This is a genomic window from Synechococcus sp. MU1648 (assembly GCF_023630615.1).
In the GTDB taxonomy this organism is placed as follows: Bacteria; Cyanobacteriota; Cyanobacteriia; order PCC-6307; family Cyanobiaceae; genus Parasynechococcus.
On sequence record NZ_JAKUHI010000001.1, the window covers coordinates 121119 to 136537 of the forward strand.

17 protein-coding genes are annotated in these 15419 nt (G+C 61.8%); 10 read left to right on the forward strand and 7 right to left on the reverse strand.

Annotated elements, in window-relative coordinates; all coding sequences use genetic code 11:
* The first annotated feature begins 20 nt into the window (after window positions 1–20).
* Window positions 21–200, forward strand: a complete 180-nt coding sequence (locus NCN06_RS00750; protein ID WP_250398533.1) for a hypothetical protein — start codon at window positions 21–23, stop codon at window positions 198–200.
* Window positions 201–202: 2 nt separating this feature from the next.
* Here the strand turns inward: NCN06_RS00750 and NCN06_RS00755 are convergent, their stop codons facing one another.
* Together NCN06_RS00755 and NCN06_RS00760 are read right to left on the reverse strand one after the other, a co-directional pair.
* A complete protein-coding gene (locus NCN06_RS00755; protein WP_170952217.1) occupies window positions 203–340 on the reverse strand; it encodes a hypothetical protein in 138 nt (45 codons plus the stop codon).
* Between the two features lie 599 nt (window positions 341–939).
* Complete coding sequence (locus NCN06_RS00760; protein ID WP_226398101.1) at window positions 940–1707, reverse strand: response regulator transcription factor; 768 nt, start codon at window positions 1705–1707, stop codon at window positions 940–942.
* 74 nt (window positions 1708–1781) lie between these two features.
* Between NCN06_RS00760 and NCN06_RS00765 the strand changes: the two genes are divergently transcribed.
* The gene (locus NCN06_RS00765; RefSeq protein ID WP_115025131.1) at window positions 1782–2054 is read left to right on the forward strand and encodes a DUF6761 family protein; all 273 of its coding nucleotides are present in this window, start codon (window positions 1782–1784) and stop codon (window positions 2052–2054) included.
* Window position 2055: 1 nt separating this feature from the next.
* Here the strand turns inward: NCN06_RS00765 and grxD are convergent, their stop codons facing one another.
* The 4 genes from grxD to NCN06_RS00785 are packed head-to-tail and all read right to left on the reverse strand — an operon-like array spanning window position 2056 to window position 3954.
* On the reverse strand, window positions 2056–2379 hold the full coding sequence (grxD, locus tag NCN06_RS00770) for a Grx4 family monothiol glutaredoxin (RefSeq protein WP_115093059.1): 324 nt from the start codon (window positions 2377–2379) through the stop codon (window positions 2056–2058).
* Window positions 2380–2399: 20 nt separating this feature from the next.
* The gene (locus NCN06_RS00775; protein WP_114987834.1) at window positions 2400–2648 is read right to left on the reverse strand and encodes a BolA family protein; all 249 of its coding nucleotides are present in this window, start codon (window positions 2646–2648) and stop codon (window positions 2400–2402) included.
* A gap of 48 nt (window positions 2649–2696) precedes the next feature.
* Window positions 2697–3224: a hypothetical protein gene (locus tag NCN06_RS00780; protein WP_115025128.1), complete on the reverse strand. Its 528-nt coding sequence runs from the start codon at window positions 3222–3224 to the stop codon at window positions 2697–2699.
* 28 nt (window positions 3225–3252) lie between these two features.
* Window positions 3253–3954 carry a lysophospholipid acyltransferase family protein gene (locus NCN06_RS00785; RefSeq protein ID WP_226398100.1) on the reverse strand — a complete coding sequence of 234 codons (702 nt, stop codon included), beginning with the start codon at window positions 3952–3954 and terminating at the stop codon, window positions 3253–3255.
* 80 nt (window positions 3955–4034) lie between these two features.
* Between NCN06_RS00785 and NCN06_RS00790 the strand changes: the two genes are divergently transcribed.
* The 5 genes from NCN06_RS00790 to NCN06_RS00810 all read left to right on the forward strand — a co-directional run bounded on the left by NCN06_RS00790 (window position 4035) and on the right by NCN06_RS00810 (window position 9417).
* Window positions 4035–4784, forward strand: coding sequence for a pyridoxine 5'-phosphate synthase (locus NCN06_RS00790; RefSeq protein ID WP_226398099.1), 750 nt, complete (start codon window positions 4035–4037; stop codon window positions 4782–4784).
* A complete protein-coding gene (locus NCN06_RS00795) occupies window positions 4781–5101 on the forward strand; it encodes an MgPME-cyclase complex family protein (protein WP_115025126.1) in 321 nt (106 codons plus the stop codon). The genes NCN06_RS00790 and NCN06_RS00795 overlap by 4 nt, the downstream gene beginning before the upstream one ends.
* Entirely contained in the window at window positions 5101–5436 is a 336-nt protein-coding gene (locus NCN06_RS00800; protein ID WP_226398098.1) for a hypothetical protein, read from the forward strand. The genes NCN06_RS00795 and NCN06_RS00800 overlap by 1 nt, the downstream gene beginning before the upstream one ends.
* Window positions 5437–5503: 67 nt before the next feature.
* The gene (locus NCN06_RS00805) at window positions 5504–6184 is read left to right on the forward strand and encodes a metallophosphoesterase (RefSeq protein ID WP_226398097.1); all 681 of its coding nucleotides are present in this window, start codon (window positions 5504–5506) and stop codon (window positions 6182–6184) included.
* On the forward strand, window positions 6178–9417 hold the full coding sequence (locus tag NCN06_RS00810; protein ID WP_226398096.1) for an exodeoxyribonuclease V subunit gamma: 3240 nt from the start codon (window positions 6178–6180) through the stop codon (window positions 9415–9417). The genes NCN06_RS00805 and NCN06_RS00810 overlap by 7 nt, the downstream gene beginning before the upstream one ends.
* Here NCN06_RS00810 and NCN06_RS00815 read toward each other — a convergent pair.
* The gene (locus NCN06_RS00815; RefSeq protein ID WP_250398534.1) at window positions 9414–9584 is read right to left on the reverse strand and encodes a hypothetical protein; all 171 of its coding nucleotides are present in this window, start codon (window positions 9582–9584) and stop codon (window positions 9414–9416) included. The genes NCN06_RS00810 and NCN06_RS00815 overlap by 4 nt on opposite strands.
* 245 nt (window positions 9585–9829) lie before the next feature.
* Between NCN06_RS00815 and NCN06_RS00820 the strand changes: the two genes are divergently transcribed.
* From NCN06_RS00820 to NCN06_RS00830, 3 genes are read left to right on the forward strand one after another with little or no spacing between them, the layout of a single operon-like run.
* Window positions 9830–13438, forward strand: coding sequence for a UvrD-helicase domain-containing protein (locus tag NCN06_RS00820; protein ID WP_226398094.1), 3609 nt, complete (start codon window positions 9830–9832; stop codon window positions 13436–13438).
* Entirely contained in the window at window positions 13435–15015 is a 1581-nt protein-coding gene (locus tag NCN06_RS00825) for an ATP-dependent DNA helicase (RefSeq protein ID WP_226398093.1), read from the forward strand. Before NCN06_RS00820 ends, NCN06_RS00825 begins: the two co-directional genes overlap by 4 nt.
* A gap of 13 nt (window positions 15016–15028) precedes the next feature.
* Entirely contained in the window at window positions 15029–15370 is a 342-nt protein-coding gene (locus tag NCN06_RS00830) for a phosphomannose isomerase type II C-terminal cupin domain (RefSeq protein ID WP_226398092.1), read from the forward strand.
* The last annotated feature ends 49 nt before the right edge of the window (window positions 15371–15419 follow it).

Genomic DNA, 15419 nt, shown 5'->3' on the forward strand with positions numbered 1-15419 from the left:
GGCCTCATCAATGCTCACCTTTGTCCTGTACTGATCAGCTTTGTGGTGATCGATGGAGCCATCCAGATCCCACCGATCGCCGGCACTTCAACCAGTGCGTTGAAACCATTGAGACAGTGACCGGGAAGCCTCTGAACGGCATTGGTGCTGTAGCCGTCTGTAACGGTCGCCCCGGGGCTGACGTTGTGATCGTCGACTGATTTCAGACAGGTATTTCTGCTTCAATCTCCCAGCCTTCATTGGCAAGCTCTTCCGAAGTCTTGGGGGCGTCTTCAGAAACGACATCGATGAGGAGAAACTTCTCTCCTTGGTTGCAATAAATTCTGGTTAATCCGATCACGGCGGGGGCTCCCGGGTGTCGACCCCGCCATGGTTACCCGTGTGAACGGATAAATCAACTGCGCCTGGGCTGGAAACAACTCTTGATTTCGTTCAGATGTTTGCGGTTGCCAAGTCGCTTCAAGACGCTCAAATCGAACCAGTTGGTCTTACGGGATGACAACCGAACTAACAAATCTCCCCTGTGGAACGGTTCAGGTGAAAGTCTGTTTGAACCACGTCTGTGAATTGGGTTGGGTGACCTCACACCATTTGGTCCCGCCTAAAGAGGCTCAACTGAAGCAATCAATTCGCATCCATTCAAAAGGCACTAGCGAATCTCTCTGAATGCTGCACTGGCGGTGATTCGTGATGGAGCAGTGGGATTTTGTTGTCTCCTCATGGCTGGTTTTGCGCGATGCCTTGCGCTGACCTTTGGCGTCTGGAAGCCAGAGCGAGCCAAGAAAGCTGCATGAATCATTGGACCCGTACATCAACGCCAGAGCCCTTAGACGGTCTCCAAGGGGTGTGAGCAAACATCTCAGGTTTGCGAGGACGTCGATTTCAACTCATCCCGCGACAGTAAGACTCCAGTCTCTGACTGGAATGACGACACCTGATCTAGCTCGCCGGCAGGTTGTCCAGGCTGAAGCGATAGCCCCGCTGGCGAACGGTGGTGATTCCACCGCCCTCGCCTAGACCTGCCTGCTCCAACTTGCGGCGCAGGGTCAGCACCTGGGTGTCCACGGAGCGGGGGCCGCCACTGAAGGGTGGCCAGGCCATCCGCAGCAGTTCCTGTCGGCTACGCACCAGCCCAGGGGGCATCAAAAGGGCACAAAGCAGGGCGAATTCGCGAGGGCTGAGCTCCACCGGCTGCTCCCTCAGCGTCACTTGGCGCAGCAGCAGATGCACTTCGAGCGGTCCGACAGTGACCCGTTCCTGCAGACCGCTGTGCCCCCGCTTGAGCAGGGTGCGACAACGGGCAGCCAATTCTTCAAGACCGAAAGGCTTGCGCAACACATCATCGGCGCCGTCATCCAGCAATCCCACCACCGGTTCTGCACCGGTGCGTGCCGTCAGCACAATCACAGGGCAACGCAGCTGTTCTGCCAGACGGAGTGCAGAGCTGCGCTCCAGCAGTTCCGCGCTGACCAACAGATCGGGAGACTGTTCCTGACAAACCTCCAAAGCTTCAACGGCATTGGCAACAGCTGCCGTGAGATGTCCGTCATGACGGAGCCGCTGGACCAGCACCGTGCGCAGGGTTGGATGCGGCTCGACAACCAAGACCCGAGAAGGCTCCTGACCGGTGTTTGAGGTTGGCATCACAACCGAATCGGAGCTGGCTGCAGACGTTTCAGCCGAAAGGTCGTGGGGAGTGGAGGTCACTGGATCGGCCCGGGCGCGCCTACGCTAAGCCGAATTTCCTGGCAGGCTGGTAACAGGGGCTGCTGTTGCATCTCATGACATCACTCGACGACCCTGAAGCTATCCGTCATTTCCAGTCGCTGTGCGATGCCTGCCAGGAGCTGACCACGCGCTATCACACCCCATCGGAGCTGCGGCTGTACTCCGATGGCTATCTGCATGCCTTGAGGAAATCAGGTTCTCTTGACCCTCGTTCTCAGCATCGCCTTGAGCAATTAATCGATCGCTGGATCATGGATCCCTCCAGCTTCATTGGCCCTGACGGGGATGTCAGCACTTTGTATATGCAGCATCCCCGGGGCTATTGAGTTAGCTCGCCAGAGCAATTTCCAATTTTTCCCTGAGTTCGCCGGAGTTGTACATCTCGATCAGGATGTCAGAGCCGCCCATGAATTCCCCTTTCACGTAAACCTGGGGAATGGTGGGCCAGCTGGAAAAGTCCTTGATTCCCTGGCGAATTTCCATATCGGAAAGAACATCGAATGTCTCGAATGCCACACCGAGGGAGTGCAGGATTTGGACCACGTTGTTTGAAAAACCGCACTGGGGCATCAACTTGGAGCCCTTCATGAACACGAAGATCGGGCTGGAGGCGACCAGAGTTTCGATTCGAGCTTTGGTGGAAGGGTCCATCGTTGATCGTGTGTTGAGCGTTAAGCGGACGCAGCGTCCGAAGGAGTTGAGGTGTTGAGCGCGAGGGCATGAATCGCCTCGCTTGCCAATTCTTGCTGCAGAGCGCCGTAGACCATCTGATGCTGACGGATGCGTGAGAGGCCCGCAAAAGCGGACGACACAACCGTCACTTGGAGGTGGTCACCGCCGCCGGTCAGATCCTCAACGGTGACGTTGGCGTCTGGAATGACCTGTTGGATCGCGGCTTCAACGGCATCCGGCTGCACCATGGCGGTGGTTGCACAAGTGGGAACTGGCTCAGATGCTGACAGACCGGCTCATTGGCCGGCTGCAGATGCACCTCGGAATTCCGTTTCGACAAAGCCCAGTTCCAGAAGGCTTTGGTAGGCCTGCTGACCCTGGGGCTTGGCGGGTGTCATCAGCTTGACCACCTCGACCAGTACTGGAACAGCCACTTCCGGCTGGTTCTGGCGACGGAACAGGGCTGCAAGCCTCAGGTTGGTTTCGGCAAGCAGCTCCAGGGCTTCACGGCCCTTGTTGTCCATCTCACGGGGAATGCGCGCGTCCAGCCCGCGGAAGGCACCACTTAGATCGCGGTAGAAGGCCAGCAGTTGCTTGGACGCTTGACGGGCCTTGTCGTAATCGGCCCGTGCCGCTGCAAGGTCTCCCCGGCTGGCGGCAGCGTCGCCGCTGGCGAGCATGGATCGAACAGCTGCAGGGTTGAATCCACCCTGGGTTTGAGCAAGAACGCGGTTTCCTGCTGACGTTTGTGCGATGCCAGGAGCCGCAGTGACACCCAGGGTCGCCACCAGTGCAGCAGCTGTCAGCAATGCGCGACAACCCATGAGAACAGCAAGAAAAGTTTGGCGGACTTTAGAAGCCTTTTAGTGGTCGGCCAACGGCAGTACGGGCCGCTTGTTCAGCCGTATGCATCGCATCAGCCAATTGGATGTTGAACTGGCGTGTTGCCTCACGCTCGCCTTTTGGTGGCACCGTCAGGGCGGAACCGAAACAAATGGCAGCCCGGCTGAAGGGCCGTGGTGGGGCCTGGCTGTACCCGAGCCCGACGGGAACGACAGGAACGGAAACGCCTCGGCTCTGGGCGAGCTGAGCCAGACGCACCAGACCCGGCCACAGCTGAATGGCCTGGTCGGTTCGATGGATCCTGCCTTCGGGGAACATCACCAGCTGCTGTCCGGCGGCCAAAAGATCGATGGCGAGGCGCAAGGTGGTCATCGAGGGTCGTCCCTGGTCCACCGGAAAGCAGCCCAGCCGTTGGAGAAACCATCCCTGCAGCCCACGCATTTCAGTGGTTGTCACCATGAAGCGACAGTCGCGGCCACTGACCCGTCGGCCTGCGGCCATCGGCAGCATGAGTGCATCCCAGCGGGCGCGGTGCGTTGGCGCCAAGATCACCGGTCCTTGATGGGGCAGATGCTCCGGATGCAGCACCAGCCGCTCACGAAACTGAAGACGCAGAGCGAGGTCCTGGGTGGTGAACATCGCCAGGGGGGCCCAGAAACGGTCGATTTCGACACTTAGGGCGCTTTCTCGGGTCGCCAGGGCCGCTTGCAACGGGCTCTACAAATTCGACGTTTGAGAACTTAAGGCCCCCAGGCAAAGCTGCATAGGATCCGGCCAACGACTGCCTCGTCATGGCCAGCCTCGGCGTCAATATCGACCACATCGCCAACATTCGAGAAGCGAGGCGAACCGTGGAGCCAGACCCAGTGTCGATGGCTCTTCTCGCCGAACTCGGCGGTGCTGATGGGATCACCGTGCACTTGAGGGAAGATCGCCGCCATATCCAGGATCGGGATGTGGAGTTGCTTAGACAAACCGTGCGCTCCAGGCTCAACCTGGAAATGGCAGCCACCGAGGAGATGGTGGCCATTGCGCTGAGGATCAAGCCCGACATGGTCACGCTGGTGCCGGAACGGCGTGAGGAGGTCACGACCGAGGGAGGCCTGGATGTGGCAGGACAAAAAGACACCCTGCGTGGTTTTGTGCAAACCCTTCAGGCCGCCAACATTCCGGTCAGCCTGTTTGTGGATCCGGAGTCCAACCAGCTTGATGCCTGCAAAAGCACGGGTGCTTGCTGGGTGGAATTGCACACGGGACGGTATGCCGATGCCGACTGGACCACCCAGCCGCAGGAGTTGGCGCGGTTGCAGGAAGGCACAGCCATCGCTCGGCAGTTCGGTCTACGGGTCAACGCCGGCCATGGCCTGACTTATCAGAACGTTGAGCCAATTGCAGCCATTCCCGGCATGGAGGAACTCAACATCGGTCACACCATCGTGGCGCGGTCAGTGGCCGTCGGACTGCAACAGGCTGTGCGGGATATGAAGGTTTTGGTTCAGAATCCCCGCCTTGATCCCCTTTTCGGACAGGCGCCCGGATGACCACCTATCACTTCATTGCAGCCAGCGAGCGCTTCCTCACGGTGGAGGAGCCGCTGGAGGAAGTGCTTCGGGAGCGTCAGCGCAACTACGCCGAGACGGGAAAGGAGATCGATTTCTGGTTGGTGAAGCAACCGGTGTTTCTTGAGGCGCCAGAGATGGCTGACGTCAAGGCGAAGGTCCCTCAACCAGCTGCTGCAGTGGTGTCCACCGACCCCACCTTCATCACCTTCCTCAAACTGCGTCTCGAATACGTCGTGGTGGGCTCCTTCGAGGCACCGTCCGAGGTGATTCCCGATGCTCTTGCCAATGCCGTCTGATGAATCCCAGTTCCCTTCCTGTTCAGCAGCGCATCGCACTTCTGGTCAAAGCCCTCGATGGTGCTGAGAAAACCAATAAGGCGTTGGCCACCTGTGCCGATGGAGACGCAATGGTGGACATCCTTTTGGGTGCTTCGGCCAAGCTGGGGTTAAGGCTGACCCGTCGCGATCTCACCGAGACGCCCCCGATTCGTGACTGGATTTGGTTCAAAAACAATGACCCTCTGGTCACCGTCGGTGATACCAAGCCCCGTTATCGACGAGCAACCCCAGAAAAAGCCAAGCCAGACTCGGCAGAACAGCCGGAACGCAAGCGTTTTCTCGGTTTGTTCTGATCTGCTTTTTGGTTGATTGCTGGGGTCAGTGGGGTAGACAGAATTGGGAGATCTCCATGACCTTGTCTTGAACCAGAGCAGACGCAAGCACTGGGTGATTGGAGATGTGCACGGCTGCTACCAGCCTTTGCTCAATCTGCTTGCGATTCTGCCGCCGAACGACCATCTGGTGTTCTGCGGGGATGTGATCAACCGTGGTGCGGCCATCCCTGCAACGATGGATCTGGTTTGGGATCTGATCCAGACGGGCCGTGCAACGTGGTTGCGCGGTAACCACGAGCAAGATCTCATCCATGCTTTGGAGAACCACGTTGTTGCTTCATCGCAGGAAGGCTTGAGCCAACACGCCACCGTCGGCCAGTTGGGCGAGAGCAGCGCGAGACAGTGGCTCCCGCGACTGCAACAGCTCCCCCTCGTGTATCGAGGTGACGGCTGGTGCGCCACCCACGCCGGATTCAATGCTGATGGCCAGCCGGATCTCTCCATTCGCGACCCGTTCTGGGAGACCTATGACGGTCGTTTTGGCCTCGTTGTTGTGGGACACACGCCCCGTCCCCAGGTGGAGCGCCTGGAGCGCATCGTGCTGATCGATACAGGGGCGGTCTACGGCGGTTGTCTGTCGGCGTTCTGCCCGGAAACGGATGCTGTTGTGCAGGTTCAGGGGGCTGCAACGGACACATCCTTTCCCAGGCCTTCGGATCTCCAGCAAAGACCGTCTGTGCTGTCTGCAAATACAGGCTCTTGCTGACGGTTTACCGAAGCAACAGGGCTGAATTTTTGGCTCGCTTGCTGTCTCGGCAGTTGATTGAGCAGCAGCTTGGGCCTTTGGAGACGGTTGAGGTGATGGTCAACACCTGGCCCACCAGCCGATGGCTGGGGGAGCAGCTGGCCATGGCCAATGGCATCAGCTCTCTGGTGCGTTTCCCGTTTCCGGGCAGTCGCTTGCGGCAGCTGGTGCGCCAGGTGCTTCATCTCCCGGCTCAGGAAGATGATCCTTGGCGGGCGGGCCAGCTGGTCTGGGCTGTACTTGAGCTGCTTCCCGAACTGTTGGAGCAACCGGTCGCCCAGCCTCTTCAGGTGTGGTTAGCCCAGCGAGAGGGAACCACCTCGGGGTTAACGCGGGATCGCTGGCAGCTGGCACGATCAATCGCCGATGCCATGGACGATTACGCCCTCTATCGCCCAGATCAACTGGAGCGATGGAAACGGCCGCGGCCAGAAGATGACTGGCAAGCCGTTCTCTGGAGACTGCTGGCCCAACGGCTGCCCCGCGCCCCCTTTGGCCTGCAGGTGCGTGAGGCTGTTGATTCGCTGCGGCGAGGAGACGTCGACCCTGCCGTGCTGCCGGAGCGGTTGAGGCTGTTCGGCATCAGCGCTCTGGCGCCCGTGCAGGTTGACCTCATTCAGGCCTTGTCTGGGCTTCTGGAGGTGGAGATCTACCTGCTGACGCCTTGCCCGGACCTCTGGCAGCGTTGCGGCAGTCGGCGGGCCTCACTTGGGGAGGACTGGCTTTCCCCTCCCGATGGTGGCTGGTTGGCTGAAGCGCCTCGTTTGGAGGCTGTTCTCGGGCGGATGGGTGCTGAATTTCAGCAGTTGTTGGAAGGCTCCGGTGAAGCGCAGCTGGGGGAGCGACGCGAGGGTGACCTGTTTGCGGGGTCCCTGCAGATCGCCGCTGCTGAAGAGCGTCAGCCCACCCTGCTCGATCAGCTTCAGCAGCAGCTGGTGGATGCCGAAAGCATCTCCGAGTTGACCCGTTCCACCGACGACCAGTCGCTGCTGTTTCAGGCAGCGCCGGGTCCTTGGCGGGAGGTGCAATTGGTGCGTGATCGCATTCTTCAGTGGCTGGCTGCCGATCCCGATCTTGCGCCGCGGGACGTGCTGGTGATGACGCCGCAGATTGAGCGCTATGCACCGCTGCTTAGCTCTGTGTTCAACGACTCGGCTGCCATCGGTATCGATTTGCCCTGGCGCCTCACCGACCGCAGTCAGCAGAGCAGTCCTGGGTTGTCGATGGCGATGTTCACGCTGTTGGAGCTGGCGGCCACGCGCCTCACCGCCACGGGTCTGGAGCGTCTCCTGGCCAACCCGGCCCTTCAGGGCCAGCAGGGACTCACGGCGGAGGACGCGGTGCTGATGACCCAAACGCTTCAACGCAGCGGTTTTCGCTGGGGGCTCGATTCCCGTGAGCGGGGGAGTGATGAGGTGCACAGCCTGCGCTGGTGTCTGGACCGCTGGCTGCTCGGGCTGGTGCTGCCGGTCGAGCCGGGCCTGGCGCCGGCGGGGGCGGCACCGTTTCAGCAGGGGCTTGACCCCGACCGCCTGGTGCGTTGGTGGAGTCTTCTGGATCGTCTGGCGCGCATGCTGGATCGCTTGCGCCAGCCCCGGCCATGTCATGGCTGGGTGCAGATGCTGCAGTCCCTGCTGGAGGAGTTGTTCGCTGATGGTGGAGCCTGGGCCGACGAGTTACAGAGCTGGGCTGCGGCGCTGGAGGAGTGGCGGCTGCGGGCGGAAGACTGCCCCTTGGACCTCGACGCTGCCGTGGCGCTGGAGGTGCTGCAGGAGGCGTTGTCGGTGGACAGCGGCCGCTTCGGTCACCGCAGTGGTGCTCTCACCATCAGCGCCCTGGAGCCGATGCGAGCGATTCCCCACAAGGTGATTGTGTTGATGGGGCTAGACAGCGCTGACTTCCCTCGCCCGAGCCGGCGTCCTGGCTTCCATCTGCTGGAGCAGCAACGGAGTCTGGGGGACCCCCGTAGCAGCGACCAGGACCGCTACGTGCTGCTGGAGGCCTTGATGTCCGCTCGGCGTCATCTTTTGATCAGCTGGTGCGGTCGGCTGGAGCGCACGGGTGAGCCCCAGCCGCCAGCGGCGCCCGTGGAACAGTGGCTTGCCGTCCTGCAAGAGCAGTTGCGTCGGGCCAGTGCCTCCACGGAGGGGTTGGTGATCACTCCGGCGGCCAACCCCCTTTCCCCTGAAAACTTCAGACCCGAGGCGCCGCTTAGTTGTGATCGACGCCAGCTGGAGGCAAGGCGCTGCCTCGATCGCGCCTCAGCATCGGCCCAGGACTCCCTGGGGCTGGCCTGGTCATCGCTTTGGCGGGAACCGCTGGCTCGAGACGGTGACGTTCCGACCTCGGTCTCGGCTTTGGACCCTGAAGCGTTGCTGACCTGGATGCAGCAGCCCCAGAAGGCCTGGTTGCAAGCGCGGGGGTTGCGTCCAGGTGAAGGCATTGAGGCTGTGGAGGACCTCGAAGCCCTCGAGCTGGACGGTTTGCAGCGCTATCTGCTGCTCAACCATGAGCTTGAGGAGCAATTCATTCTTGGGTCGGCTCCAGATTGGACGGCGTTGCTGGCGGGCCAGGGCGTGCTTCCTGCGGGTGCTGGCGCTGCTCTGGAGCAGGAGGATCTGCAGCAGCGTTGGCAGGCCCTGCAGCGTCAGTTGGCATCGCTCGGCCCCTGCCGGCGGGAGGTCCATGTCCTCGCGGGCTTGCCAACGCCCCTGCTTTTTGCCGGGGACACCCAGGTGGTGGTGCAGCCCGGCATGCTTACGGCCGCGGCCGTGATGCGCGGTTGGTTGCAGCATCTGCTGCTTTGTGCTGAGGGTCTGGCTCCTGCTGGTGGTTCAGCGGTGGTTGCCCGCAGCACACGGGTTGTCGGAGCTGAGGTGCATCTGCGTTGGGCTGCGTTACCGGAGGCTGAAGCCATGGATCGGCTGCACCAGCTTCAGGATTTGGCGCAACAGGGCCTGGTGCAGTGCTGGCCGGTTCCCCCGAAGAGTGGCTGGCAGATGGTGGCCAAAGAGCAGCGCAAACCGGGTTCCGGGGAACTGGGATTTCGAGCGACCTGGCAGGAGGAAGGAACCACCCCGGTGATGCAGCTCTGCTTTGGTACGGAGATCTCCGCGGAGCAGCTGATGGATCAGGACGGATTCCAAGAGGCTTGCCAGCTGCTTTACGGCCCTCTCCTGGCGCAACTTCGCTAAGTGAAAAGCTCGTCCAACATCTCGCCCATGCGTTCATTCGATATCACCACGGGAACTCCTGCCTGACGTCGGAAGAAGTAAGCCCGATGTTCCTGGCCGATGCTTTCGACAGCGGCGGCCTTGCTCACGAGCAGCTGAGCCAATTTCTGACGACGTTCAGGAGACACAACAACGCAGGTGCTTTTCACCAACCTGTTCGCTGCTGGCACCGCATCGACACAAGCCCTTGTTCTCTCAAGGGTTGAGTCGTATCGCTTCATAAGCCCACAAAAAAGCGAGGGTTCTTCAGGCCCTCGCTCAGGTCGTCTTCTGTTCTGGGACGTGACAGCACCCAGTCCAGTTCGCAGCTTTCGCCGACTGCTTCATAGAAGTTAACACTGCTCTTGAGGTCTGCGCCGATCAGACTTCATCCATGGCTCAGCGCTTCGATGCCAACTCTTACCCCCTCAGTCCCGGGGTCCGCTTGCTCGAGGCAAGTGCTGGCACAGGCAAAACCTTTGCCCTGGCTCATCTCTGTCTCCGTCTGATCACGGAGGCCGATCACGCTCTCGACAGTCTGTTGGTGGTGACGTTCACCGATGCGGCGGCTGAAGAGCTGCGTTCCCGCATCGGCCAGCGCCTGCAGCAGGCGTTGCAGGGTCTGGAACAACTTGAGCAGGGTCGAGATGCTTCCGCCCCAGATCCTGTTCTTGAGGATTGGCTGGCGGGAACGGACCCAGGGGATGCGCGTCAGCTTTGGATTCGCCGCTTGCTGGTGGCTCTGGAGCAGCTGGACCGGGCTGATATCACCACCATTCATGGCTTTTGCCGACGCAGTCTTCGCCGTTTAGCCCTCAGCAACGGTGCTGCGATGGAGCCCCAGCTCGACACCGATGCCACCGCGCTTCAGGCCGAAGTGGTGCAGGACCTCTGGCAACAGGAGCTGTTGAGCCTGCCGCCGGACCAGCTCAAGGGTTTACGTCAGCGTGGACTCTCCCCGCAGGCTCTCCGCAGGGGGTTAGCGCAACTCGATGGCGAACAGCAGCCGCGCTTCAGAGCCAGCGAAACGGCAATCGATCTGGACGGCTCTCTCGCACCGCAGCTGGAACGCTGGGTGGCGCAACTCTGGGAGGACTTTCTCCCGCTCTGGCACCGGGACCATGCCGCCCTTGATGCAGGGTTCCGCCAGGCCGCTGAACAATGGAAAGCCCAGGGATGTGGTTCCACCACCCCCTACTCCGCCAAGCCGAAGAGCGATCGCTGTGCGCAGATCAATCAGTGGCTCAGTGTCCAGACGGCTGTTCCCTCGCTGCTGGAGATTGCGTCCCATGAGAAGCCACTGAAGGATTACTTCCACCCCTCCAGTTGGTGCCGTATCGCGCGGAAGTGCGGTGAAACCGACCCCAGCCTTGTGATGCCGGGATTGCAGGCCGCCGTCGCAGCGCTCTGGGATGCACCGTTGGAGCGCACCTGGCAGTACTTGCTGGAGCGAGGCTTGCAGGAGCTCGACCGCCGCCGCCGCCGTCGCGGTGTGATCACCTTTGCCGGATTGTTGGCGGCGATGGATCCCGGTGATGGCGACGTCGCTTGGCTTGCGTCGCTGCAACAGCGCTACCGGGCCGTGATGGTGGATGAGTTCCAGGACACCGACCCTGTGCAGTGGCGCCTTTTGCAGCGGGCTTTCGGCGATGGTGAACGCCATCTGCTGCTGATGGTCGGGGATCCCAAGCAGGCGATCTACCGCTTTCGCGGCGGTGATCTAGCGACTTACATGGCGGCCCGGCAGCAGGTGGAGCGGATCGATCACCTGCTCGACAACTTCCGTACGACGGCACCCTTGATGGAGGGGTTGAACCGGTTAATGGCTCCTGGTCTCCCCCGCTCTGCGCTTCCAGTGCCCGCGGTGCAGCCCTGCAGCTCTGCAACGCCACCGCAGAACGCCGCGGCGTTGCAACTGCAGTTGATCTCCACCGAGTCGCCATCCACCCGCAGTGCCTTGGAGGAGGAGATGCCCCAGCGCCTCGCTGCAATGGTGCTGGAGCAACTGCAGCAACAGGACACCCTCAACCCCGCCGACCTGTGTGTGTTGGTGAGCCGCCATCAGCAGGCTGAAGCGCTGCGGCGCGCCCTGGGTGCCTGTGGTCTCCCTACGCGCCTGGTGACGCAGGGGGATGTGCTCGACAGTGAAGCCGCCCTGCTCTTGCAGTGGTTCCTCGATGCGCTGGCAGAACCGGGCGATGACGTTCGCCTGCGCTTGCTGGCCTGCTCGGGATTGATGGGCATACCGCCAGATGGCTTGGACCAGGACCGGTTGGATCAGCTGGCCCTGCAATTGCGTGGACTGGCCGAGTTGATGCCCCGGCTGGGCCTGCTCGGAGCGCTGGCCGACCTGCTGAAGGGGGAACAGTTGGCGGGTCTGTCGGAACGGGGGCGGATGTTGGGGGATCTTCAGCAGGCAGCTCGGCTGGTGCAGGAAGCGATGCACCGCCAGGGGCTGGACGTGGCCACTGCTGCGGATTGGTTGCGGCGGGAGCGGTTACATCCCAGTCGGCCCGTGCCGGAAGCGCGCCAGCCCCACAGCGATCAGGCCGACAGCGCCATCGCCGTGGTCACTGTTCACCGCAGCAAGGGTCTCGAATATCCGGTGGTGATTTGCCCGTATCTCTGGGAGTCACCCCCAGCTGTTGCTGGCCCGCTCTGGCGTGATCCCCGTTCTGGTGAGTGCCTGGTTCGGGTGGATGCCCACTGGGGTGAGGGCTGGCAAGCGGCGCAACAGGCGCAGCAGGAGGCCATGGCCGAGGCCGAACGGCTGGCCTATGTCGCGGTGACCCGAGCCAAATCCCAGCTCATCCTGATCTGGGCTCGAGCCTTTGGCCAGGAGGGCTCGCCCATGCCTGCCTGGCTGTTTGGTGCTGAGGCGGCTGGAGACGCGATCGAAAGCCTGACCGATCAACGGCTGAGTGATGCCCTGGTCGAGCGAGAGGTTTCTATCCGCGTCTCCCCCCTGGCGGAGAGCCTGCCCAGCGGGGCGCGTTGGCGGCCTCCGCTGCGGGCGGAGACGTTGGCCTTGGGTCCGATTCCCAAGCGCATTGATCGGAGTTGGGGACGTGCCAGTTACTCAGCCTGGATTGCCTCATCCGACGAGATTCGGCTCCATGAGCATGGCCGCGATCGTGACCCAGGGGCCGAGGACGTTGTCTCGGCAGTTGCTGAACCAGAGTGGTCTGAGACGGGGCCTTTGGCGGCCTTCCCCCGTGGAGCCGCGGCGGGGGATTGCCTGCATCGGATTCTCGAACAGTTCCCCTTCACCGCAGCAGAGTCGCCGGAGCCAAGCGAACGACTGGAGCTGATCGCCGCCGAGTTACGGCGGGCTGGCCTCGATCCAGGCCTGCAGAACGATGTGTTGACGGGCTTGGATCAGGTGCTTCAGACGCCCCTGGGTGGACCGTTGGGGTCGTTGTCGCTGGATCAGCTGGGCCCGGACCAGCGCCTGCCCGAACTCAGCTTTGATCTGCCGGTTCAGCACGTGCGTACAGCCGATCTGGTCGCTGCCTTTGCCTTCGATGCCAAAGCCCGTTTTGGTGCGTCCTACAGCCCTGCTTTGGCGTCGTTGTCGATCAACAGTCGTGGCTTTCTCACCGGTTCGATCGATCTGGTGTTCCAGGACCCCCAGCACAAGCGCTGGTGGGTCCTCGACTGGAAGAGCAACTGGATCGGTGAGCGGCGCACCGGTGTTGAACCCGGGCTGTGCGGTCCGCATCACTACTCCCAGGACGCGATGGAGGATCAGATGCTGCATCACCATTACCCCCTTCAGGCGCACCTCTACCTGGTGGCCCTGCATCGACATCTGCGTTGGCGGCTGCCGGATTACGCCCCCGAGCGGCATCTGGGGGGCTATGTCTACTGCTTCTTGCGGGGGATGCCCGGATCGATGAGTGCCTCTCCAGAGGGTCCTGTCGGCCCTGGCCGCATCGTCGAATCCGTGCCGCTTGATCGCATCGCAGCTCTTGACCGTGCCCTGTCTGAGGTGACGTCGTGACGGAGCTCCTGCCCCTGGGAAACAGTGGTTGGCCTTCCGGCTTTACGGCCGGTCTGCATGCCGCTTTGCGGCGTCGGATTCCGCCCCAAGTGGATGGTCCGGAGTTGGAGGAGCTCAGTCGCGACCTTGTCTTGGCGTTGGAGCAGGGGGAGTTGACGGTGCCTCTCACGCCGGAACGTTTGGCCGTTGCTGAAGCCAGTGGATGGCTGCAGGGGGAGACCTCCCCCCTGCTTCGTCAGGGCGACCGGCTGGGCTGGCGCCGCTGGTTGCAGGCCATGGAGCAGGTGGTGGACGAGCTGGTGGAGCGGGCCCATGCTTCCTTCCCGGAGCCCGTCAACGATGCCGACCCAGGGCTGTCGGCTCGTCTCAATCCTGAGCAGTGCGCCGCCGTGCGCGCCCTGGATCAGGCGTCGGTCGTGCTGCTCAGCGGTGGCCCCGGCACGGGCAAAACCAGCACTGTGGTTGAGATTTTGGCCCGGGCGGAAGCACGCCATCCCGGCTTACGCATCGGATTGGCGGCACCTACCGGTAAGGCAGCCCGTCGCCTGGGGGATGCGGTGCTGTCCGAGCGGGCTCCGTTGCCCTGCAGCACCCTCCACCGCTGGCTCGAGGCTGGCAGCCGTGGATTCGGCAGACACCGTCATCGCCCCTTGGAGTTGGACCTCCTGGTGATCGATGAAATGTCGATGTTGGATCTGGCCCTGACTCAGGCCTTGTTGGAGGCGTTGCCCAGCGCTTGTCGGCTGCTGTTGGTGGGGGATCCAGCCCAGTTGCCGCCGGTGGGAAGTGGAGCGGTTTGGCATCGGCTTCAGCAGCCCGAGGTGCGCGACCGTTTCGGCGCCGGTGCGGTGCGTTTGGAACGCACCTATCGCAACCGAGGTGCCCTGGCCGAGATGGCGCAGCATCTGCGTCAGGGGGATCTGACGGCATTTGCAGCGGATCTAACTGCTTTGCCCGAACAGGCCAATCTTCAGGTGCATCCCAGCCCCTTGCGTCGTTTTCCGGCGTTAGTGCGTGAGCGCTGCATCCAGCGCCTCAAACAATTGGAGGTGCTGGCGCGTGACCTTGACCGCTGCAGCGACCAGGAGCTGATGGCAGCTTCCCGGTCGTTGTTCGAGTCCCTGGAGCATGACCTGCTGCTGTGTCCACGCCGTCGGGGGCCCTGGAGCCTCGAGGATGTTCACCGCACGCTGCTGGGGGCCAGTGCCCTGCTCAAGGTCGAGCGATGGCCGGTCGGGTTGCCGGTGATCTGCGGCAGCAATCAACCGGAACTCGGTTTGGCCAATGGCGACCTCGGTGTTGCCATCGGGGCCGGTTCCGAACGACGTTTGCTGTTTCAGGTGGTGGACCCTGATGGCCAACTGGAGGTGCGCCGCTTCCATCCAGCCCGTTTGCGTCGCTTGGAGCCTGCTGTCGCCCTCACCATCCATCGGGCCCAGGGCAGTGAGGCGGATCGGGTGATCGTGCTTTGGCCTGATCCCCTAGAGGATGGACCGGCTGCTGATCATCAACGCCGATTGCTATACACAGCCATTACCCGTGCCCGTGTCAGCCTTGACCTGGTGACAGTGATCTGACTCGGGTGTACTGATGCGTGTTGAGCGTCCCTGGGGCTGGTACGAAACGTTGGTCCAGGGGGAGAATTATTTGGTTAAACGCTTGCTTGTACGTGCCGGGCAGCAGTTGTCTCTGCAGCGGCATCATCACCGCAGCGAAAGTTGGACCGTGGTGTCTGGTTCAGGTGCGCTGCTCTGCGGTGATCACTCGCAACCGGCCAGCACTGGCGTCATGCTCTCCATCCCCTGCGGCGCCGTGCATCGCGCCCGTGCAGACGACACTGATTTGCTGATTCTCGAGGTTCAGCATGGTGAGGATCTGCGGGAAGACGACATCGAACGCATGCAGGATGATTACGGCCGGGTGATAAATTGAACTTCAACCTTTGAAGCGTAGGCAACACAACCAGAGCGCAACTGTTTCG

Excerpts from the sequence above, each read along its gene's own strand:
- NCN06_RS00830 (WP_226398092.1), top strand. The coding sequence starts at position 15,029 with ATGCGTGTTGAGCGTCCCTGGGGCTGGTACGAAACGTTGGTCCAGGGG.
- NCN06_RS00790 (WP_226398099.1), top strand. The coding sequence starts at position 4,035 with ATGGCCAGCCTCGGCGTCAATATCGACCACATCGCCAACATTCGAGAA.
- grxD (WP_115093059.1), bottom strand. The coding sequence starts at position 2,379 with ATGGACCCTTCCACCAAAGCTCGAATCGAAACTCTGGTCGCCTCCAGC.
- NCN06_RS00765 (WP_115025131.1), top strand. The coding sequence starts at position 1,782 with ATGACATCACTCGACGACCCTGAAGCTATCCGTCATTTCCAGTCGCTG.
- NCN06_RS00795 (WP_115025126.1), top strand. The coding sequence starts at position 4,781 with ATGACCACCTATCACTTCATTGCAGCCAGCGAGCGCTTCCTCACGGTG.
- NCN06_RS00800 (WP_226398098.1), top strand. The coding sequence starts at position 5,101 with ATGAATCCCAGTTCCCTTCCTGTTCAGCAGCGCATCGCACTTCTGGTC.
- NCN06_RS00780 (WP_115025128.1), bottom strand. The coding sequence starts at position 3,224 with ATGGGTTGTCGCGCATTGCTGACAGCTGCTGCACTGGTGGCGACCCTG.
- NCN06_RS00820 (WP_226398094.1), top strand. The coding sequence starts at position 9,830 with ATGGCTCAGCGCTTCGATGCCAACTCTTACCCCCTCAGTCCCGGGGTC.
- NCN06_RS00775 (WP_114987834.1), bottom strand. The coding sequence starts at position 2,648 with ATGGTGCAGCCGGATGCCGTTGAAGCCGCGATCCAACAGGTCATTCCA.